Raw genomic sequence first — 21,720 nt, forward strand, 5'->3', positions numbered from 1 at the left:
ATAAATAAAATTTCTCGTAAAATACCACAACCTTAATTTAAATTAAACGCAGTATTTTACCATAAAAATATGGAATTTGGGTAAATTTACCCAAATTCTTTTAACTTTTAACTGCTTTGCCAAGATCCCACATAGGCATGAAAATTCCAAGTGCAAGTAGTAAAATCATACCTGCCATGAAAAATAGAAGTATCGGTTCAACGTAACTTGAAATATTGTCAATAATATCATCAAATTTCATCTTATAATAATCAGAAACATTGCCAAGCATAGAATCTAAACTACCACTTTGTTCACCTGCACTAATCATCTGTATAAGCATACTTTCAAAAAGCTCAGTATTTCTAAAAGCATCAGTCAAGCTAACGCCTTGTTGAACAGCGATTTTAACAGTTGATAATTTTAATTTTAAGGTATAATTATCTACCATTTTTATAGCAGTGTCTAAAGCATCTGCAATAGGAATACCAGATTTTACAAGTTCTGTAAAAATCAAAGTAAATCTTGACATTGTGGAGAAAAATATAATATTACCAATTAAATAAATTTTCAAAACTATCCTATCCCAACCCTTTTTAAACTCAAGATTTCTTTTATACAAATATTTAAAGGCTATAATAATAAAAATTATAATCCCTAAAACTACAAATCCATAATTACTCAAAATATTTTCAATACTAAAAAGAAATTTTGTAGGAAGCGGAAGATCTGCACCAAGCTCATCAAAAATTTCTTTAAATTTTGGAACAACATATAGCATCAAAACCACAAAAGCCACAGATATGGCAACTATAATCGTGATTGGATAACGCATAGCTTTTTTAAATTTTTGCTGATTGTCCCAAACACCTTGCAACATAGCAGCTAGTTTCTTTAAAGCATCTGCCATATTACCCGTATTTTCACCCAAATTTATCATAGCCACAAATATATCGCCAAGTTCGCTTCTAAATTTTTCAACCGATTCAGTAAGACCAAGACCTGAGTTTAAATCATCATTCATAACAGAAAAAATATCTTTTAATCTCTTATCTTCCGATGAATTTGCAACCTCTTTAATACTATCATGTATAGAAATTCCAGCATTTGTCATAACGGCGAGCTGCCTAACAGCCGCTACTAAATTTGGAGTTTTAACCTTGCCTCCACCGCCAAGAACTTTAATTATTTGATCTTTAATGGATGAAAATTGCTCTGAAATAGGCAAAGATTTGCTCTCTTTAACCTTCACAATCGTTCCACTTTTTTGATTTTTTATGATGTTTTGAGCTGAAATTTTATCATTTGCTTTTAAAAACATCTTTTGACGCTTGCCATTTTTTATATATTCTACTTCAAAATTTTTCATTCTTTTGCCACCCTGTAAATTTCTTCAACACTAGTGCTACCCTTAGCAGCCCTTATTATACCATCGTGAAACATATCTATAAACCCCTCCTCATAAGCAACTTTTTTAATTTCATCCTTTGAACCGCCAGAAGCAATTAAACTTTGAATTTTATCACTCACAAACAAAACCTCACTTATCATCTCTCTTCCAGAGTATCCACTTTGAGCACATTTATCACAACCAACAGGTTTAAAAAACGTGTATTTTTCTGGAAGGTATTTTGATATATCATCAAGTATTTTTGATGGTAAATTTGTAGGTTGTTTACAGTGAGGACATAATCTTCTAACTAGCCTTTGTGCTTCTATAGCCATAACAGAACCACTTATAAGATATGATTCTATCCCCATATCAACCATTCTTGGAATTGCACTAATTGCATCGTTTGTGTGCAATGTAGAAAATACTAAGTGTCCTGTAAGTGCTGCTTGTATAGCGATTCTAAGAGTTTCTTGATCTCTAATCTCACCTATCATTATAACATCTGGATCTTGACGAAGAATAGATCTTAAAGCTCCAGCAAAAGTAAGACCAGCTTTTTCATTAACGTGAACTTGTTGAATCATATTTAATTGATACTCAACAGGATCTTCAACAGTAATTATCTTGGTTGCGACATCTTTCATATCATTTAAAGCAGCATAAAGAGTGGTTGTTTTACCGCTACCAGTTGGTCCAGTAACCAAAACAATACCATATGGAGCATTCATTCCTTGATTAAATCTTTTAAATGTCTCAGGATGCATACCTAATTTTTCAAGACTTATTAAAACCTTTGATTTATCCAAAATTCTCATAACAACCGATTCGCCATTGATTATAGGTAGAGTTGAAATACGAAAATCATACTCTCTATCTCCAACCATTAAAGAAAATCTACCATCTTGAGGGCGTCTTTTTTCTGCAATGTCTAAATTTGATAAAAGTTTTAATCTAGAAATAAGAGGCGAATATATATCTTTATCAAAAATAAAAATTTCAGTTAGCATACCATCAATTCTGGCTCTAACAATACAATTTGTCTCGGTTGGTTCAATGTGAATATCGCTCCCCTTTAAAACAATAGATTGTTTTATTATAGTTTCTATTAGTTTTAAAATCCCAGAACTCTCACTACCGTCGCTATCTCCCAAATTTGAACTATTTGATAACTCGTTTCTAATATCAGCAATCATAGTTTTAACGCTCTCCGTTAATTCTAACTTTGCTAAGTATTTTTTGATCTGTTCTTTATCGCTAATAACTACTTTTAAGAGTTTTCTATTAAAAAGGGCTTGAATTCTATCTTGAGAATTTACATCAAAAGGATCTATAAAAGCTACATATATATTTAAATCATCTTGTTTTATCGGTAAAGCTCCGTATTTTTTTAGCTGATTTAAAGATACTTTTTCTGAAATTCTATAATCAATATCTATTTCGTTTAAATTTATATAAGTTAAATTGTACTTTTTTGCAAAAATTTCTAAAAAAACAGCTTTTTCTATAAAGAAATTATCATGAATTTCTTCTATTGTAATTTTGCCCACTTTATATAAATCAGTAAGCATAAAAGCAAATTCTGCTTCAGTAATATAGTTATCACCTATTAAAACCTCTCCTAGAGTTAAACCTATATCCATTTTTTCATAAATTTCATCTTTTACATTTTGAGGTAATTTGCCATTTTTAATTAAAAAATTTACTATATAATCTGCTATATTTTCCATTTACCAATACCTTTTAATTGAAGAAATTTTTCCATTTTTATAAATATTAATAACTAATTGCTTAATACCGCTTTCATCCTTAATAAATAAATCAGCCTTTTTTGTTTCATCTAAATTTATATGATAAACATTATCTTTTAACACATAATCTTTAGCAACAAATTTATCAAACACTTCTGATAAGATATAGTTAATCTTTGGTGTCTTAATATAGCTGATATCAACACCATCTACAAGAGCTAAATAAAGCATCTTTTTTTGAAAAAGTATAGTTGTGTAAAGAGCAGCATTTTCTCTACTCTCTTGAGTTTTATAAAGCATAACTATTGGAATTATCAACTCATTTATTTTATCCATTTTTAGACAAGCATTTGCATATATATTTGCCACAACTTCATCTTGATTTTTTACAAAAAATTGCCTTACATTATCTTGGCAAATTCTATTATACCGTCCCATGTCATTTAAATTTTTTATATCATAAATATCAAGCGAAAATAAAATATCAAAAACTAAAAATACCATTAAAAAAATTCGACTCATAAATTACCCGCTTTTATCTTTTTAATCAAATCATCAACCTCTTTACTTGGATTTATTTTATTGAAATGCTGAAGTGCTAACAGTGCATTCTTGACATCACCTTTCTTATAGCTTGCTTTTGCAAAAAACACCCAACTTTTTACATTTTTTTTATCTATATCATTTGATATTAAAGCCCATTTTATGGCTTTTTCATAATCTTTTTTTTCATAAGCTTCTTCAGAAATCATTAAAGAGTATTTGATGTCGTGAGTTGAGTTAAATTTATCTTCTAAATTTTGCTCTTTTGCTTTTAAAGAACTAGTTTTTATCGTAATCTTAGCTTGTTCTTGAGATTTTGATTGCTTTTTTGAAACCGATAAAGATTTAGGTGGTGATGGCGGATTTCCAAAATCAATTATCTCATCCTTTGGTATAGTGCTAAATTTTTTATCCTCTTTAGGTTTGTTTTGATTATTTTCATATGTATTGAGATTAAAACCACCAGTATCAACGCTAACGTCAATACCTACATCATTTAACTTTAAAATACCTCTATTTTCTGCTTCATTAGATTTTACAACTTTTTCATTTGTGATATTTTTCTCTAAATTTTGAAGCTCTTTTTGTGGAGGTAAATTTATAACAACATCATCTTTGCTAAAAAAAATCCAAATAATAGCTCCAAAACCAGAAAAAATTAAAACCAAAAGAAAAATCACAGTGTTATCTAGCCTAAAACCAGTAACTTTATTAAAATTAAATTTAGCTTTTTTTTTGCTATTATTATAATTTTCCCATCTTTTTTCTAATTCATTTATTTCAAAATGTTCAAGCATCTATAAGTCCTGCACTAATGGCTGCCATCTCAATAAGCTTCGAATTGATATTAGTTGCACTTATTTCTGTTGGTTTATTTGCCTCATAATATTCAAAAATTTCATATAATTTATACAAAAGTTTATTTAAATTTCTCAAATTTCCGTCTGTTAAACTATATATTAAATCAAAATTATCATCGCTATACATTAAATAGTATTGATGAAATTTATGAAAAAAAAGTTTTTTTTCTATATAAAGCTTTAATTCAATCAACGTTGAATTTGGTAGTTCGATGCTTGACCAAATTCTAGTTTTAAAGTAATCTTTTGCTAAAACATCTTCTTCATCAGTTTTATGAACAGTAAAAAGAAATTTAAAAAGCCTAGTATCTGCCATCAATCTAATTTTTTCTATTAAATTTGGTGGATAGAGCTGAGCTTCATCTAAAAGTATTACAACTTGATTATCATCTTGAGTATTTTTACTAACAAAATCTCTGTAAATTCTTATAAAAGCTTCATAATTTTCTATCTTAAACCTACTTCTTTTATTAAAAATTTGAAAATAAAGCTCGTTAAAAAACTCTTTTTCATCAAAAAACGGTTGAGGAATAAAAACAACTTTTACTTTTTTTTCTAAATCTTGTTTTATTTTGTTTAGTAAAAAAGTCTTTCCGCTACCAGGCTTTCCATAAAAAAGTATAAGTTTTAAAGGCTTTTGAAGAGCACTTAAAATTTTATGATAAGCAAGAGTGGATTTGTCGAGATTAACAAAGTCAATAACCCCATCTCTCTCGACAAAAATATCTTTTATCAAAGAATACTCGTTATTCATGATTGTAAAGCGACTTAGAAAAACCTAATTCTTTTAATGAATCAAGCATATTGTAATCTTTACTCATATCCATAATTCTAGGTGTAATTATAAAAACTAACTCGGTAGTTTCTAAAAGATCTTTTGAGCTTTTAAATAAGTTTCCAATTACTGGAATGGATCCTAAAACAGGCACATTATTATTATCTTTTGCATTAGATTGACCTATCATACCGCCTAGTATTATAGTATCCCCATCATTTACTGTTATAACAGTTGAAAGCTTTCTTTCTAAAGTATCTGGAGCTATTTTACGACCAGAAAGTTGGTGTTGATCGTCTTTTTCATACTTAAAACTACTAATGCTTGGATTTATTCTAAGCATAATTTTATTATCATCTGAAATTTCAGGAGTTATATTTAGCAAAATTCCTAAAAATAAAGAATATTGTTCTTCACCACTCTCCGTTTCACCATTTTTATCTTTATTGGATTTTTCTAGTTTATAATTAATTACAGAGCCTACAGATATGAGTGCTTGTTGATTATTTAGAGTCATAACTTTTGGGCTTGATATGGTTTTAGTTTTACCTTTTGTTTCTAGAAAATTTATAACTCCATCGATATTAAGAGAAACATTTAAACCTCCCCTTGCTGTCCAAACACCATTACTAAAACTATCTAAAAAACTCTTTCTGCCCTCACCTCCTCCAAAACCAAATAATAAATCGTTTGGATTTTTATTTAGATAACTATTAAATCCGATATCAAACTTAGACCAATCAACACCCTTGCTATAGCCATTTTTCAATCTAACTTCAATAATATTTACATCCAACATAACTTGTCTTTTAAGTCTTTTTTGCATATCATCTATATATTTTTGAACTCTATTGATTTGGGATTTCATGCCAGTTACCGTGATTAAACCTGCATTTTGATTTATGATGGGTTCTATAGCTTGGTATTTTTCAGTTCCATTATTTAAAATTCCAGCAATCTCTTTTGATATATTTTCCCAAAAGTTAAATTTTTCAACAGTAGATATCATATTGTCTTCCATACCCTTAGCTTCTCTGCTAGTATTTGCTTTAAAAGGTGATGAGTCAGTTGATGCTTTCATATTTGCAGTTCCTTCTCTAACTCCTGTTATATAGTCTATCTTAAAAGTTTTAGTTTGAAGAGCTGAAATGATTAAAGTTCCATTTTTGAATGTATAGTTTAAATTGTTTCCACTAATTAAAATATTAAAAATTTCTAACAGAGATTTATTTTTGATATTGATACCATTTATGTTTTTCAAAAGTTCTTCAGAGGCGATTTGATCTTTAACAACCATACTAAATTTACAATCATTTGATAACTGAACTAAAATTTCATTTAAAGTTACAACACTGTTTGTAGTAATATCTAAAGCTTTTTTTTCACAAGTTTCAGAAGCGTTTAAAGACAGAGATGAAAGTGTCAACAATACGCAAAACGCAAATTTTTTATTTATATGTGATAACAACATTTTTATTTCCTTGATTTAATTTTAATTCTAACTCTTTTTCTTTGTTTTTTATTATGACGCTTTTATTTTTTATATTAACAAGCTCATAAGAACCTATACTATCTCCCAGTTTATACCAAACGCCATTAATCTTAGCACTATTTAATATAATAGCCTCTAAATTTTTACCGATTAAATCGCTATCTTGAGTAGTCTGGTTATTTTCACTAACCTTAGGTATAAAAGGATTTGTAAGCGACAAAATATCTCTATCACTTAAGCCAACTCTAGTTTTTTGAAGATTGCTAAATTTATTATCATACTCAGACATATCAGGTAACTCTACAGCAGATAAAGAAATAGAGCAAATTAAAGTACAAAACGCTATTTTTTTCATTGATATTTTATCCCCCATACAGAAATTTTAATATTACTATTTAAAACGCCATTAGTATTATTAATATCTAGCCCATTAACATCTACAACCATTTGTGATTCTTCTATAGAATTTATATATTTTAAGGTATTGTAAAACCCACTTTCTATGTTTAATTCTACATTCAACATCGCTTGAACCTCGCCGGAAGTAATATCAAGAGGAGCACTATAAATAGATTTGATTTTAACATCATTTTCTACTGCTTCTGTAGTTAAAGAATCTAAAAATTTAGCCCAATTTTTTTCATTATAAGTGACTGATGAGACTTCTAGAAGTTTTCTATTAAAGTACTCATTGAGCTTAACTTTTAATTCAAATTTATCCTTTGTATTTTGTAAATTTTGTCTAGCCTCCATAACCTTTACGCCAGTTTTGGAATCCCCATTTGTAGCCAAAAAAGCATCCACATCATTTAATTTAGTAGTAATATCTGTTAAATTTGATTGTTGTGTATTAAAATACTCTTCAGCTGGATCAAAAGCTAAAAAATAGACCAACAAAAAAACCAAGGCACCAACACCAAACATAACTATCTGTGATTCATTTGCATTTTTTGAAGCAAAATAGGCGTCTATTTTATCTAAGTAATTTTCCATTATTTCATCCTTATGCTAATATTGCTCTCATAAGAGATAGTTTGATTTTCATCTAATATGATTGATTTAGTGTCTACAGAATACCCTCCAGTGAGACTAATATCCCTTAAAAGCTCGGTCATTTTTTTCTCTGTCTTTGTCCTAACAGAAAAAGTTAAATTACTATCCGTATTTTTTATAGAATGTATCATACCGTCTCTATTTGTTGTAAGCTTTGTTATATCATAAATGGCAAAACTTTTCATAGGGTAATTAACTTTTTTATCATACATAGCATTTAGTTTATTTTCCCTATCTACTAATACTTTATCCTCTTTTTCTATATCTTTTTGAATATCTGCTATCTGTTTAGAAATACTGTTTAAAATATCGTTAACCCTACTTCTCTCTGCATCTTTTTCTGTAAATTCAGCTGTTTTTTCTTCAGTTTCTTTTTGCATTAAATATCCATGCGTGTATTGATAAGTAGGATATGCTAAACCAGCAACCAAAACAGCAAAAATAATACCAAAAAGTTTTCCACTACTTCTTTGGCTTAAAGGTGGTGGTCTTAGATATGGAGAGTAATTAAAATCATCATTCTTATCTTGCAGATAGTCTTGAGCTGATAGCATCATCAAAACATCAATTTGAGTTAAATCGCTAAAATCCTTTTGATTTAATGCTACAGAAAAATCTAAATCTTTATAATTAAGCCCTATTCTATCTTCTACAAAAATATCAATCCCTTTTATGACACCCAAATCACTACCAACATATATTGTTTTAATATTTATGTTGTTAATTCTACTTAAACTTGTAATCATATCGCCTAAATAAAATGACATATCATCAAAAATTTGTATTAAAATATCTCTTTCCAAATCATTATCAAGCTCTAAGCCGTGATTTTTTAAATTTTCAAAAAATATGTGAGAATCTATTCTATTTCCTAATTTTTCACAAAATTTATCATAAATAAAAGATAAATTATATCTAATAGATCTAGACTCAAAATATTCACCATTATTATAAATAACCAAAAAAGCATCATCCATTTGAAGATATAAGAAACATTCAACATCATTGGGTGCTAGGATATTTCTTTTATAGAGCGAACCAAATAAAAACGGAATTGCTCCAACATAATCAATATATTTAGTATTTTTTGCTATCTCAGCTAATTCATTTTTTAATATAGCGTTATTAATAACAAATACATTATAAAGTCTAGTGTCGCTATTTACTGTCTGAGACTCCATATAGTTGATTTTATAATCACCATCTGGTTCTAAAGATAACTCTTCATAAGTTTTTAGAACTATAGCGTCCATTATCTCTTCATCTGGTACTGTTCTGTTTATATCAACATTGGATGTTGCTATATCTCTATACTCTAAATAAGATATGTAAAACTCTTTTGATTTACCTTTTTTTAGAATATCGTATTTAGCAATTTCATTACCAGAAAGTACAAAAGTATTTCCAGTTACTCTATTTATAGAAACAATAGAAGCATTATGCTTAGTCTTTGCCATTTCGATCCATTTCCATAGCTAAAAATAAATTAGCTATTTTTAAAATTATTCCAACTCGTGTATTTTAAAATATTTTTCTACATAAGTCAAGATATAAAATGGTTTTTTATTATTTTTTCATTAGAATTCCAGCTTTTTTTTACAATAACATCTAAATTTATATAAATTTTTGTTTTTGAAAGTTTTGAAATTAATTTTCTAGCTTTTATCCCTATACGCTTTATAGTAGTAGCATTTTTACCTATAAGTATTATTTTGTGAGAATTTGTATCTGTAATAATTTTAGAGTAAATAGAAATTAAATTTGGCTCTTCTATAACTTTTTCTACAATTACATCACTAGAGTAAGGAATTTCACTACTAACCGATTCAAAAATAGCCTCCAAGATAAAATCTCTATATATGTCTTTTAAATTTGAAGTGCTTAAAAGCTCCTCATCATAAAAATATTCATGATTTGGTAAATGTTTTGAAATTTCATCAAGTAGAGATTTTTTATATATGCTTTTTTTTATAGAAATTGGCATTATGGCTTGAAATTTATCTTTAAATTTTTGATACATTTCAAGCTTTTTGATTACCGCTTCAGGGCTTGCTTGATCTATTTTTGTTAAAACAACTATGTGTTTTAAATTTGTTTTTATCTTTAAAAACTCCCCATAATCTCTCAAATCATCGTGTATAGAAGCTACAAATAAAATCAAATCCGCATCGCCAATTGATTTAATAGCCACATCAACCATTAATCTATTCATTAATTTTTGACTATTATGAAGACCTGGAGTGTCTATGAAGATGATTTGATTTTTTTCATGCATAACAATAGCATTTATTTTTCTTCTAGTTGCATTTTGTTTGTGTGAAACAAGAGATATTTTTTCGCCTAATAAAAAATTTACTAGGCTACTTTTTCCTGCATTAGTTCTACCTATAAGAGTTACAAAACCGCTTTTTTTATCCATAAATTCCCTATAAAATATATCTAGCTAAATCTTCATTTTTTGAAATTTCACCAAGTTTTTCTTCAACTAATTTTTCATCTACAGCTACAACTTGACCAATAAAATTATCAGCCTCAAAACTTATATCTTCTAAAACTTTTTCTATAACTGTGTGAAGTCTTCTTGCACCGATGTCTTCTATAGTTTCATTAGTTTTAGCTGAAATTTTAGCTATCTTTTTGATAGCATTATCATCAAATTTAAGCTCAACATCTTCAGTTTTAAGTAGGGCAATGTATTGCTTTAAAAGTGAGTTTTTAGGTTTAGTTAAAATTTCATATAAAGCATCTTCATCTAAGCTATCAAGCTCAACTCTTAGTGGAAACCTCCCTTGAAGCTCAGGAATCAAATCACTTGGCTTACTTACATGAAACGCCCCTGCTGCTATAAATAAAATATGATCTGTATTTAAAACTCCATATTTTGTTGATACGCTTGAGCCCTCAACTATAGGAAGCAAGTCTCTTTGAACTCCTTCTTTGCTTGGGTCTTGGCGTGAGTTTGAGCTTAAAACTGCAACTTTATCAATCTCATCTATAAAGATAATCCCTTCTTCTTTTGCCCTTCTCATCGCTTCTGTTTTGATAGCTTCCATATCTAAAACTTTCTCGCTAGCTTCGTTTCTTAAGATAACTTTTGCATCTTTTACTTTTAAATTTTTCTTAACTTTTCTACTAGCAACACCGATGATTTTGACAAAGCTTTCTTGCATATTTTGCATTTCAGGTGGTAAATTTGGATTTGTATCAAGAGAGTTTTCTTTAACTTCTATTTCTATATTTAAATCATCCAAAGAGCCATTAATAAGTTTTTCTTTCATTCTTTCATAACTTTTTTGATAATCAGATATTTTCTCTTCACTAGCACCTTTTGGAAGAGGTGGAAGAAGCTTTTCTAAAATCTCTTTTTGAACATATTCATCAATTTTATCGCTATTTTTCTCAATCTCTTCATTTTTTACTAAATTTACAGCTGCATTTGCAAGATCCCTTACCATGCTCTCCACATCTCTACCAACAAATCCAACTTCAGTATATTTGCTAGCTTCAACCTTTATAAAAGGTAGTCCAAAAAGCTTTGATAATCTTCTAGCTATTTCTGTTTTACCAACTCCAGTTGAACCTATCATTAAGATATTTTTTGGAATTACTTCATCTTTTATATCATCATCAAGCTTCATTCTTCTATATCTATTTCTTAAAGCAACAGCAATCACTCTTTTAGCGTCATTTTGTCCGATAACATATTCATCTAATTTTTCAACAATTTGTCGTGGTGTAAGCATTATTCACTATCCTTTAAAGTGTAAGTTTTGATATTTGTGTTTGTATAGATGCAAATTTCACCTGCTATTTTTAAGCTTTCTTTTACTAGCTCTTCTTCATTTAAAGAGCCAAATTTATCTAAAGCTCTTGCTGCTGAGAGTGCGTAATTCCCTCCACTTCCAATAGCTACAATCTTTGAATCATCAGGCTCAACAACATCTCCTGTACCACTTAGTAAAAAGATATGATCTCTATTTAAAACTATCATCATTGCTTCAAGTTTTCTTAAATACTTATCTTTTCTCCACTCTTTGCTAAACTCAACAACTGCTTTTAAAATATCCCCCTTTGAAGCATCAAGATGTTTTTCAAACATATCAAAAAGATTAAAAGCATCAGCCGTGCTTCCAGCAAAACCTGCTAAAACTTTAGAATCTTTTCCAATTTTACGGATTTTTATAGCTGTGCCTTTTAAAACAGTATGCCCAAAACTAACTTGACCATCGCCTCCAATAACTGAAGCATTTTTACCCTTATAAGCTAAAATCGTAGTAGCGTGAAACATTACTCAGCCACCACTTCTATTTCAAATTTAGCAGTTATTGAGTGTTTAAATTTAACCCCAACATCAAAAACTCCAACGTGTTTTATGGCTTGTATATCTAAAGTTTTTTTATCAATCTCAATACCTTTTTGCTCTTTTAAGGCATTTGAAATTTCATCTTTTGTTACAGAACCAAAAAGCGATCCGCTTTCACCAACTGGTTTTTTAATCTGAATTTTTATATCTTTTAAGATATTTTTTAAAGAGTTTAAATTTGCTATTTCTTGTTCTAAATTTTGTGCTTCTTTTCTTTTGTCAGATTCGTATTTTCTTAAAACATCAGTAGTTGCGGCTTTTGCTAAACCTTTTGCTATCAAAAAGTTATTTCCATAACCATCTTTTACTTCTTTAATCTCCCCTGCTTTTCCTAAATTTTTAACATCTTTTATCAATAAAACTTTCATTTTCAAACTCCTTTTTTAAATTTTGTATAATAATACATAAAATTTTATGTATTATTTTCTACCATTCTTACCTGAAATTATAAATCTCAAGGCATTTAATTTTATAAATCCCTCTGCATCTTTTTGATTAAATACTTCGTCTTCTTCAAATGTGCTAAACTCAGCGTCAAATAAACTATCACTTTTGCTACTTCTACCTAAAATAATAACATTTCCTTTATAAAGTTCAAGTCTTACAACTCCATTTACATGGCGTTGACTCTCATCAATTAAAGCTTGAAGCATAAGTCTTTCGGGGCTAAACCAAAAGCCGTTATATATCAACTCTGCGTATTTTGGCATTATTTCATCTTTTAGATGTGCTGCCCCTTTATCAAGAGTAATACTTTCAATAGCACGATGTGCTTTTAACATAATAGTTCCACCTGGAGTTTCATAACATCCTCTACTTTTCATACCAACATATCTATTTTCAACCAAATCAAGTCTTCCAATTCCATGTTTTGCACCTAAATTATTAAGTGCATTAAGCATATTTGCAGGGCTTAAATTTACACCATTTAAAGCAACTGGATCGCCGTTTTTAAATTCTATTTCTATAATTTCACTCTCATTTGGTGCATCTTTTGGGCTTGATGTCCATCTCCACATATCTTCTTGGGGTGATGCGTTTGGATCTTCTAAAATAAGCCCTTCATAAGAGATATGAAGTAAATTTGAATCCATTGAATATGGAGATTTTCCTGGTTTTTTTTCAATACTAATGCCGTGTTTATTAGCATAGGCTAAAAGTTTTTCACGACTATTTAAATCCCACTCTCTCCATGGTGCTATAATCTTAACATCAGGCATCAAAGCATAAGCTCCAAGTTCAAATCTAACTTGATCATTTCCCTTACCTGTTGCACCGTGGCTTATAGCATCAGCTCCTGTTTTTTTAGCAATTTCTACAAGTTTTTTAGCTATTAAAGGTCTTGCAATTGAAGTGCCTAATAAATACTCGCCTTCATAAATAGCGTTTGCTCTAAACATAGGAAAAACATAATCTTTTACAAATTCCTCTTTTATATCAAGGATGAAGATGTTTTCTTCTTTTATGCCTAAATTTAGGGCTTTTTCTTTTATGGGATTTAAATCTTCATTTTGTCCAATGTCGGCTGTAAAAGTCACAACTTCACAGTTATAGTTATCTCCAAGCCATTTTAGAATAATACTCGTATCAAGTCCGCCAGAATAAGCTAAAACTACCTTTTTGACATCTTTTTTCATAAAAATAACCTTTGTTTTAAATTTTAACGGTGATTTTATCTAAATTTCATTAATTTTAGGTAAAATATCATTATGAGAGTCGATAAATTTTTAAATATAGTAAATATTACTAAAAGAAGGGCAATTAGCGAAGATATGTGTAAAAGCGGAGTTGTTAGCGTAAATGGCATAGTTTGTAAGCCTGCAAAAGAGCTAAAAATAGGCGATGTAATTACTATTAAATTTTTAAATGGTGAAAAAAAATATGAAGTTATAGCCTTTCCTGTTACAAAAAATATACCCAAATCAAAACAAAACGAATATATTAAAGAGTTATAAATATGATTTTAGGGCTTAATGAACTTTCAAAAATAGTAGAAATTTTGCCAAAAGATGGAATTATTTTATTAAAAGGAAATTTGGCAAGTGGAAAAACCACTTTAGTTAAAGAGATAGCTAAAATTTATGGATTTAATCAAAATATTTGCTCACCTACTTTTAGCATTATGCAAAATTACGACAAAATTTATCACTACGATATATATCAGTATGGAAGTGAAAGAATTTTACAAAACGGGCTTTTTGAAAATTTATTTGAAGATGGACTTCACTTGATTGAATGGGCGGATGAAGGATTAGAAAGAATGCTTAAAAAATTTAATCTTCCATATTGCACGGTAGAGATAGAAATTTTAAATAACAAAAGAAACTACAAGGTAACTTATGCATAAACTTCAAGCCATAAATTTAAAAAAAATAATCAAAAAAGCAAATATTATAAAAGATGTTTCTCTAAGTGTAAAAAGTGGAGAAGTAGTTGGTCTTTTAGGGCCAAATGGAGCCGGTAAGACAACTAGCTTTTATATGATATGCGGGCTTATAAGCCCTACTTCTGGAATGATAACACTAAATGATGAAGATATAACAAAAACTCCACTTCATAAGCGTGCAAAATTAGGCATTGGATATTTACCACAAGAAAGCAGTATTTTTAAAGAGTTAAGTGTTAAAGAGAATCTACTATTGGCTGCCCAAGTAAATTTTAAAGACAAAAAACTTGCTAAACAAAAAGTTGAAGAGATGCTTGATTTATTGAATATATCTCCAATTAGAGATAGACTTGGAGTTAGCTTAAGTGGAGGTGAGCGAAGAAGATGTGAAATAGCTAGAAGCCTTGTTATAAAACCAAAATTTTTACTTCTTGATGAACCATTTGCAGGAGTCGATCCAATAGCAGTTGCTGATATACAAAGCATAATAAAAAATTTAAAAATGCTAAATATAGGTATTTTGATAACAGATCACAATGTTCGAGAAACTTTAGCTATTTGTGATAGAGCTTATGTTATGAAAGATGGTGAAATTTTAGCAAGCGGAAGTAGTAATGAAGTTGCAAATAATGAAAATGTAAAAAAACACTATCTCGGAGAAGAATTTAAATTTTTCAATTGATATTTATAGTTTTGTAAATTTTTAATATAAATCTATATTTTAAAATATCAAGATATAAAATTTAAAAAAAACATAAGCTAATTTTGATAATATGCAAGTTAATATTATTTAAACTAGGGGGCAGAAGTGATAATACTTGGTAATAAATATAAATTTAATGAAATAGAGCTAAACAAACTTAATAAAAAATTTAAAAATTTAAAAATTTTAGAATATAATGAAAATAAAAAAAGCTATATTTCAGCTAGACAAGATATAAAAAATTTATTGAGTAATGGGTGTTATAAATATTTGGTGATAAATAGCGATCAAAATATCAATAATAGAATGATTAAATTTATAACATTGCTTGGATTTAAATATAGAAAAAAATCTATAAAAATAATCTCTATTCAAAAATTATTAGAAGAGTATTTAAAAAAACTCTATATTCCAGATGATGATAAAAATTTAGATTTTCTTATGGATATAAAAACTTATAACATTTTTCAATATTCAATCAAAAAATTTATAGATTTTATAGCTTGTTTTATTCTGCTTTTTATTAATTTTTTCTTTAAATTTTATGTTCAAAAAAAGATAAAAGAGCAAAGTCCTGGTAGTTTGTATTTCATACAAAATAGGATAGGAAAGAATGTGAAAGTCTTTAAATGCTATAAATTTAGAACTATGCATGAAAACTCTAATTTAAAAAAATATACAAGCAAAAATGACGATAGAATCTTTCCTTTTGGTGATTTTTTGAGAAAAACAAGGCTTGATGAAATTCCTCAATGCTTCAATATCATAAAAGGAGATATGCATCTAGTAGGACCAAGGGCTGAATGGGATATACTGGTTAAAGAGTATGAACAAGAAATACCTTATTATAATGAACGCCATATAGTAAAACCTGGTATCACAGGCTGGGCACAGGTGAACTACCCTTATGGTGAAAATATCTACGACACAAAACAAAAACTAATGTATGATTTATACTACATAAAACACTGGTCTATATGGCTTGAGATAAAAATTATATTTGCAACTATAACTATTATGATACGAAAGAAAGGTATATAATATCAAACAAATCACGCTTTAACTCGTATAAATCTAGTCTCAACAAAACAAATCAGTTTTAATAAATTTTAATATTTTTCTATTTAGCATATACCAAAACTAACACTTATAAATACAAAATAAAATTTCTCTAATCTTGAAATATCCCTAATTTTGATTTCATTGATATAATTTTAAAACATTGCATTAAATTTAACACTTAAACCTTAATCCACCAAGACCTTTTTACGTAAAAGCAAAAAAGATGTTTTTGTAAAATAATTTTACATTATTTTAGCATTGTTTTTATCTTATAACTTAAATTAAGATAGAAAATTTTCTTATAAATTTAAGTAAATCATAACTTAAGGCTAATTTGATGGAGTTTGGGTAATGTTAAGTCTAAAATTTATAAATTTATCCCATAATCTTTGATTTTAAAATTGTATAGTATTTAAGAAAATAGTAAGCATATTTTAACATTAATGATCAAAAAAGTTATAAAAAGAGATAAGTTAGATGTTATTAATCATAAAGCCAAATTATAAAATTTATATAATCAAATAATAATCAAGAAATCTCTTATCAATTTTAATAAATTTAATATATTTTCTACCATTTTTATATCCTCTTTTAATTTGTTGTATTCATAAAAGGTAATTTTTTGCCTTTTAATTTAAGTCCAATTTGCCGTAATCTCAAAACTTTTTATGAAATTTATAAGTTCAAAATCACTCTTGAAATGTTTTTAAAATGCTCTTTAACTTCATAATCTATCTCTTCAAACATTCAAATTTTACAAACTTTTTGACTTTAGTTGCAAGATAGATGAAATAAAAAAGCCAATATTTTATCACCAAAATTTAAAATCAACTATAAAATTTCAACACACCCTATCTTCGTAAAATTTCATAAATTCTTCTTATAATGCAATTTGGCATAACTCTAACGCTAAATTTTAAAATAACATTTCTTATAAATTCGTATAAATTTAAAAATCCCATCTTATAAAATATAAACTGGATCTTAAATTCACTTATAGCGTATTTAAGCCCTTGTCTTCGATATATCTGTGCTTGACCTGCTCTCATTTTCACAAGAACTTGATTTATATTGTAAAATTTATATCCTCTTAAAATCATTCTTACCCATAAAAAATAATCCTCCATAAAAATAGCTTTTTGATAATTTCCAGCTAAGAGGACGGATGATTTTTTAAACATAATAGATGGATGGTTTATCGGGCTTCTAAATTTAGCAAATTTCACTATTTCATCATGAAATTCCGGCACTTTTCTATAGCCATATATTTTATTTTCATCCTTATCAAATTCCGCTACATTGCAACCACAAACATCTATAAAATCATATTTTTCAAAAATTTTTAGCTGTTTTTTAAATCTATCAGGTAAAGATATATCATCGCTATCCATTCTAGCAACCAACTCATTTGAACACTCCATTAAACCAATAGCTAAAGCATCACCAAGCCCCATATTTTTCTCTAGCTTAACTATCTTATACCCCCCCCAATTTTATTTTTCCACTTTTTAATTTCTTTGTAAAGCTCCTCTGTAAGCTCTCCATCTTCAACCAAAACTATTTCATTTGGTTTTATACTCTGCTCATTCCAAATACTTTTCATAGCTCTATTAAAAAAATTTGGATTTTCTTTATAGTAAATTGACATTAAAACTGAAAAATTCATCAACACCGCCAATCATTTGTTTTTATACTTAAAATAATCATACATAAATAAAAATAAAAATTTAGGATAATCAATCAAAATTCTCTTTCTCACAATAGGCTCTTTAAAAAATCTATACAACCATCTAAGATGATATCTATCCATCCATTTTGGATAATACATCAACGAATTTGAACTTTGATGCAAAAATCCACCACAAGTATATCCTACCCCCCCCCAATTTGATTTTTTTAAATCAAGCAAAAATTCTTCTTGCAATACCGCACCCATACCGCATATTAAAATATCTGGATTTAATTTTACAAGATAATCAATAAACTCCACTCTCTCATCTTTAGTAAAATATCCATTTCGACAACCAATGATATTAATACCTCTAAATTTATCTTTTATATTATTTATAGTTTGATCTAAATTTTGCTGATTTGTCCCTACTATAAAAATTTTTTTATCTTCATTAATGCATTGATTAAAAATTTCTGGTGCAAGCGAAGTCATATCAAAACTCTCTCTTTTAAAATCAAAGCCTGCAAATTTTAAAAACTTAACCAATAAAATTCCATCTATTTTTATATTAAAATGTTTAAATAATTCCTTATGTTTTCTAGCCAAACAGTAAGAATATGGATTTAAAAAAGTGGTTAAATTACTTTTTTTATTTTGATTTTTTAATATATCCAGCACTTCTATCAACCCCTAAAAGAAAAATTACAGCCATTATAACAAAGACATTATTAAAAGCAGATACAGATAGTGAATTTAACAATATCACACCCAAAATATTCAAGCATTGCAATATACTAAATTTAGATAATTTTAAAATATATAGATAAAATACACATATAAAAAGCAACCCAATCAAACCATGGTCAAAAATAGCTCTTAATATATAAGAGTGATAAGCTACAGAGTAACAAATTTCATCACTTTTATGACTGAAAAGTTCATAAAAAAATAGTTTATTGCAAGTAAAATCGCTCAATGGCTTTAAAGCACCGCTACTACCAAGCAAAAAATCCATCAAATTCCAATCTCTTATATCATACAAAAATAACATTAAAAATTTAAATCTATCAATCTGTGCTATCGTCTGCCCTCTCTCTATAAAAATAAATATAGAAGCAGCAAAAATGAGTATTATAAAAGAAAATCTTATCAAAAATTTTTCATCAAATTTAAATCCATACATCATAAAAAATAGAAATCCTAAAGACGCAATGCCTGATCTAGAACCAGATAAAATAAAAATACAAACCAATAAAAAAGTATTTAATAAATTTATTTTATTATCAAGCAAAATATACTCCAAATAAAATAATATCAATATAAACATTAATTCAAAATTATTTTCTGCAAAAATACCTGGTCTTAAATTTATGCCTAAAATAACGCAATAAAAATACTTAATAAACATAACTATCAAGATATATCTAAGCAATTTCCTAAATAAAATTTTGCTGATAAAAATTTTACCAACCAAAAAAGATAATATTATTAAATAAATATATGCTTTATATGCCAATAAAAAATCTAAAATATGGATATCTTCAAAACATATACCCAAAATAAAATTATAAAATAGATAAAAAAATGAGATTAATGCAAAAAATGCTATTTTGTAATTAATGGTTCTTAGATTTAAAATAAATAAAATTAAAATTAAAATTTCAAAAACAGATTAGTAAAATTTCCATTATAAAACTCCTTGCATATCATCATTTTTAGCTATATTTTGATCCTGCTTGCTTGTCTTTAAAGCAGTCTCCAACTCACCCACACGCTTATAAAGCCCCTCTAAATAACCATTTAACTTCTCAAAATTCTCACTCAACGCCTTTTTAACGTCGTCAATTTTCTCTATTTCCCCTCTGTCTTTCACCTCTTCTCCTTTTTTCTCAAATTTCGCTAAAATCGCACCAAAACCCTTATAAATAGCCTGTGCTATGCTTGAGGTTTCTTCGCTTTTACTTATCTCTTCACGCACCGCAGTGCCCGCCATCGATAGCCCGCGATCTCACCCTTTTTAACAGCCTGTTTTAATTCATCGCTTTCAAGCTTGATCCCAACAGCCCAACTTCCTACCTTTTCACCCTTAAAAAGGGCGTCATTTTCCCTGACAATCCAACTCTCAGCCACATAAGCATCACGGTTTTTAAAATCGTGCTCTCTATCTACATTGCCGCCATTTAGCCCTTTCATAAAGCCATAAGCCGCCTTTTGGATCTCTTCGCCGCTGCTCATCTCACCATGAGCGTCTACTTCATCAGGGCTATAAACGATCCCATAAACTACCCCCCCCCCCTCTTTTTTTTTCTTCGTCATTTTTGGCTATTTTGACAGTCTTTTCATAGTTTAACGCCTCATCGTTACTTTTATAGACTATGCTTTTTTTATTCGCCCCCGCCTTGACAAGTGAAATGTGTGTTATATTTAAGTTTTTAAGCATTACTGCCATCACTACTCCTTTAGCTTTTAATTTTGCCCAATTGTATAAAATTTTTTGGCTTGTGCGTCTCTAAATAGCCTTTATTTAGGGCATTTGCTAAAAAATTTTAAAGTATAATGCTTAAAAATTAAATGGAGTAAAGATGGATTATATTTTTAAAAACGCCCACGCCCAAAGCGTACAAATTTCAAAAGATAGCGAGGTAAACGGACTGCTTGTCCCTTTTGTCTCATTTGATGATCTTTTGGCACTTCACTATGCAAACGTATATCACCGAAGAGCCATCAAAATAAAGGCAAACATGCTATCACAAATCGAAGTTTATGAGTGCGATCTGGCCCGAAAAATGCCGCCGAATATATCGGCAAAATCCTTTTTATTTGAGTTTGCCTATAATTTGGAACTTTTTGGGAATGCACCCATCGAAAAGGCGGGCGGGGGTGAAAATTTTGTCCTATACAATATCCCTGCCCATGAGTGGCGTACAAATAGAATGCGTGAAATTTTTCAAGTGACACGAGATGGCGATCAAAAAAAGTTGGACGGATACTATCTAAAATACTACTCACCAACCTCTCGCTACTATGGTGAGCCCGACTATCTGCCCTGCCTGCTTCAAATTTTAATAAACCGTGAAGCCGACAGCTACAACTACTCATTTTTTAAAAATGGCGCCAAACCCGATCTTGCTATCGTGCATGAAAACAACGAACCGACAACGGAGCAAATTGTCGCTTATAAAAGCTTTTTTTCCGATAGTTTTAAAGGGGCAAATAACGCCCATAAAACGCTACTAGCATATACCAACTCAATTGGCGATAAAGAGGCAAAGATCAGATTTGAAAAGCTTGGCGGGGTAGAAGATATAAGCTTTAAGGCTTTAAAAGAGGTTAGCCGCGATGAGATAGCGGCCGCTCACGGTATCCCGCCGCTCCTACTTGGTATCATTCAAGGGGCACACCTTGGCGGTGGCGGTGAACTTATTGGACAGTTACAGCAGTTTAACGAGATAGAGATCAAGCCCAAAATCGAGTTAATTGAGGGCTTTTTTGCAAGTATCGGTATAAAGGTAGTTTTAAAGGCTATCGATGTAACCGATTTTAAGGATGATGGCGAGATAGTGACAATGCTTGTTGAAAGGGGTATTATTAGTGTTGCGGAGGCTAGAAGTATTTTGGGTTGGCAAAAAAACATTTAAACTCATATTCAAAACCCCGTTTAAAAACGTTTAAACCGCGTTTAAAAACGTTT

The 21,720-nt window shown here is 29.0% G+C and carries 26 protein-coding genes; 5 read left to right on the forward strand and 21 right to left on the reverse strand.

Features of this window, described 5'->3' with window-relative positions:
* Positions 1-100: 100 nt before the first annotated feature.
* The 14 genes from F1B92_RS06255 to F1B92_RS06320 all read right to left on the reverse strand — a co-directional run bounded on the left by F1B92_RS06255 (position 101) and on the right by F1B92_RS06320 (position 13,843).
* Positions 101-1,348: a type II secretion system F family protein gene (locus tag F1B92_RS06255; RefSeq protein WP_154571008.1), complete on the reverse strand. Its 1,248-nt coding sequence runs from the start codon at positions 1,346-1,348 to the stop codon at positions 101-103.
* Positions 1,345-3,099 carry a GspE/PulE family protein gene (locus F1B92_RS06260; protein WP_154571009.1) on the reverse strand — a complete coding sequence of 585 codons (1,755 nt, stop codon included), beginning with the start codon at positions 3,097-3,099 and terminating at the stop codon, positions 1,345-1,347. The genes F1B92_RS06255 and F1B92_RS06260 overlap by 4 nt, the downstream gene beginning before the upstream one ends.
* A complete protein-coding gene (locus F1B92_RS06265) occupies positions 3,100-3,642 on the reverse strand; it encodes a hypothetical protein (RefSeq protein ID WP_154571010.1) in 543 nt (180 codons plus the stop codon).
* The gene (locus tag F1B92_RS06270; RefSeq protein ID WP_154571011.1) at positions 3,639-4,460 is read right to left on the reverse strand and encodes a tetratricopeptide repeat protein; all 822 of its coding nucleotides are present in this window, start codon (positions 4,458-4,460) and stop codon (positions 3,639-3,641) included. Before F1B92_RS06270 ends, F1B92_RS06265 begins: the two co-directional genes overlap by 4 nt.
* On the reverse strand, positions 4,453-5,277 hold the full coding sequence (locus F1B92_RS06275; protein ID WP_154571012.1) for an ATP-binding protein: 825 nt from the start codon (positions 5,275-5,277) through the stop codon (positions 4,453-4,455). The genes F1B92_RS06270 and F1B92_RS06275 overlap by 8 nt, the downstream gene beginning before the upstream one ends.
* On the reverse strand, positions 5,270-6,769 hold the full coding sequence (gene mshL / locus F1B92_RS06280; protein WP_154571013.1) for a pilus (MSHA type) biogenesis protein MshL: 1,500 nt from the start codon (positions 6,767-6,769) through the stop codon (positions 5,270-5,272). Before mshL ends, F1B92_RS06275 begins: the two co-directional genes overlap by 8 nt.
* The gene (locus tag F1B92_RS06285; RefSeq protein WP_229770955.1) at positions 6,747-7,145 is read right to left on the reverse strand and encodes a hypothetical protein; all 399 of its coding nucleotides are present in this window, start codon (positions 7,143-7,145) and stop codon (positions 6,747-6,749) included. Before F1B92_RS06285 ends, mshL begins: the two co-directional genes overlap by 23 nt.
* Entirely contained in the window at positions 7,142-7,783 is a 642-nt protein-coding gene (locus F1B92_RS06290) for a hypothetical protein (protein ID WP_154571015.1), read from the reverse strand. Before F1B92_RS06290 ends, F1B92_RS06285 begins: the two co-directional genes overlap by 4 nt.
* On the reverse strand, positions 7,783-9,300 hold the full coding sequence (locus F1B92_RS06295; RefSeq protein WP_154571016.1) for a hypothetical protein: 1,518 nt from the start codon (positions 9,298-9,300) through the stop codon (positions 7,783-7,785). The genes F1B92_RS06290 and F1B92_RS06295 overlap by 1 nt, the downstream gene beginning before the upstream one ends.
* 86 nt (positions 9,301-9,386) lie before the next feature.
* Entirely contained in the window at positions 9,387-10,262 is an 876-nt protein-coding gene (gene era / locus F1B92_RS06300; RefSeq protein WP_154571017.1) for a GTPase Era, read from the reverse strand.
* 7 nt (positions 10,263-10,269) lie between these two features.
* Complete coding sequence (hslU, locus tag F1B92_RS06305) at positions 10,270-11,589, reverse strand: HslU--HslV peptidase ATPase subunit (RefSeq protein ID WP_326833116.1); 1,320 nt, start codon at positions 11,587-11,589, stop codon at positions 10,270-10,272.
* The gene (gene hslV / locus F1B92_RS06310) at positions 11,586-12,131 is read right to left on the reverse strand and encodes an ATP-dependent protease subunit HslV (RefSeq protein WP_154571019.1); all 546 of its coding nucleotides are present in this window, start codon (positions 12,129-12,131) and stop codon (positions 11,586-11,588) included. The genes hslU and hslV overlap by 4 nt, the downstream gene beginning before the upstream one ends.
* Positions 12,131-12,574, reverse strand: a complete 444-nt coding sequence (gene rplI, locus F1B92_RS06315) for a 50S ribosomal protein L9 (protein ID WP_154571020.1) — start codon at positions 12,572-12,574, stop codon at positions 12,131-12,133. Before rplI ends, hslV begins: the two co-directional genes overlap by 1 nt.
* A 51-nt stretch (positions 12,575-12,625) precedes the next feature.
* Positions 12,626-13,843: an argininosuccinate synthase gene (locus F1B92_RS06320; RefSeq protein ID WP_154571021.1), complete on the reverse strand. Its 1,218-nt coding sequence runs from the start codon at positions 13,841-13,843 to the stop codon at positions 12,626-12,628.
* Between the two features lie 72 nt (positions 13,844-13,915).
* Here F1B92_RS06320 and F1B92_RS06325 point away from each other — a divergent pair, with 72 nt between their 5' ends.
* From F1B92_RS06325 to F1B92_RS06340, 4 genes are all read left to right on the forward strand, one after another.
* A complete protein-coding gene (locus tag F1B92_RS06325) occupies positions 13,916-14,161 on the forward strand; it encodes an RNA-binding S4 domain-containing protein (RefSeq protein WP_154571022.1) in 246 nt (81 codons plus the stop codon).
* Positions 14,162-14,163: 2 nt separating this feature from the next.
* A complete protein-coding gene (gene tsaE / locus F1B92_RS06330; RefSeq protein ID WP_154571023.1) occupies positions 14,164-14,553 on the forward strand; it encodes a tRNA (adenosine(37)-N6)-threonylcarbamoyltransferase complex ATPase subunit type 1 TsaE in 390 nt (129 codons plus the stop codon).
* Positions 14,546-15,274 carry an LPS export ABC transporter ATP-binding protein gene (gene lptB / locus F1B92_RS06335; protein ID WP_154571024.1) on the forward strand — a complete coding sequence of 243 codons (729 nt, stop codon included), beginning with the start codon at positions 14,546-14,548 and terminating at the stop codon, positions 15,272-15,274. The genes tsaE and lptB overlap by 8 nt, the downstream gene beginning before the upstream one ends.
* 126 nt (positions 15,275-15,400) lie before the next feature.
* Entirely contained in the window at positions 15,401-16,336 is a 936-nt protein-coding gene (locus F1B92_RS06340; protein WP_326833115.1) for a sugar transferase, read from the forward strand.
* Between the two features lie 872 nt (positions 16,337-17,208).
* On the opposite strand, the gene F1B92_RS06345 is transcribed toward F1B92_RS06340, so the two are convergent.
* The 7 genes from F1B92_RS06345 to F1B92_RS08825 form a co-directional block, all read right to left on the reverse strand.
* A complete protein-coding gene (locus F1B92_RS06345) occupies positions 17,209-17,811 on the reverse strand; it encodes a glycosyltransferase (RefSeq protein WP_229770956.1) in 603 nt (200 codons plus the stop codon).
* A 17-nt stretch (positions 17,812-17,828) separates the two neighbouring features.
* Entirely contained in the window at positions 17,829-18,023 is a 195-nt protein-coding gene (locus tag F1B92_RS09200; protein WP_229770958.1) for a glycosyltransferase family protein, read from the reverse strand.
* A gap of 12 nt (positions 18,024-18,035) precedes the next feature.
* Positions 18,036-18,707 (reverse strand): WecB/TagA/CpsF family glycosyltransferase, encoded by a 672-nt coding sequence (locus tag F1B92_RS06350; protein ID WP_326833117.1) that lies wholly within the window; start codon positions 18,705-18,707, stop codon positions 18,036-18,038.
* The gene (locus F1B92_RS06355; protein ID WP_229770959.1) at positions 18,679-19,437 is read right to left on the reverse strand and encodes a hypothetical protein; all 759 of its coding nucleotides are present in this window, start codon (positions 19,435-19,437) and stop codon (positions 18,679-18,681) included. The genes F1B92_RS06350 and F1B92_RS06355 overlap by 29 nt, the downstream gene beginning before the upstream one ends.
* Positions 19,438-19,716: 279 nt before the next feature.
* The gene (locus F1B92_RS08815) at positions 19,717-20,022 is read right to left on the reverse strand and encodes a hypothetical protein (RefSeq protein WP_195836303.1); all 306 of its coding nucleotides are present in this window, start codon (positions 20,020-20,022) and stop codon (positions 19,717-19,719) included.
* Entirely contained in the window at positions 19,992-20,345 is a 354-nt protein-coding gene (locus F1B92_RS08820) for an XkdF-like putative serine protease domain-containing protein (protein ID WP_195836304.1), read from the reverse strand. The genes F1B92_RS08815 and F1B92_RS08820 overlap by 31 nt, the downstream gene beginning before the upstream one ends.
* The gene (locus F1B92_RS08825; RefSeq protein WP_195836305.1) at positions 20,293-20,478 is read right to left on the reverse strand and encodes a hypothetical protein; all 186 of its coding nucleotides are present in this window, start codon (positions 20,476-20,478) and stop codon (positions 20,293-20,295) included. The genes F1B92_RS08820 and F1B92_RS08825 overlap by 53 nt, the downstream gene beginning before the upstream one ends.
* Positions 20,479-20,611: 133 nt before the next feature.
* Between F1B92_RS08825 and F1B92_RS06365 the strand changes: the two genes are divergently transcribed.
* Entirely contained in the window at positions 20,612-21,667 is a 1,056-nt protein-coding gene (locus tag F1B92_RS06365) for a phage portal protein (RefSeq protein ID WP_154571027.1), read from the forward strand.
* Positions 21,668-21,720 lie beyond the last annotated feature (53 nt).

This window comes from Campylobacter portucalensis (genome assembly GCF_009690845.1).
Lineage (GTDB): Bacteria > Campylobacterota > Campylobacteria > Campylobacterales > Campylobacteraceae > Campylobacter_B > Campylobacter_B portucalensis.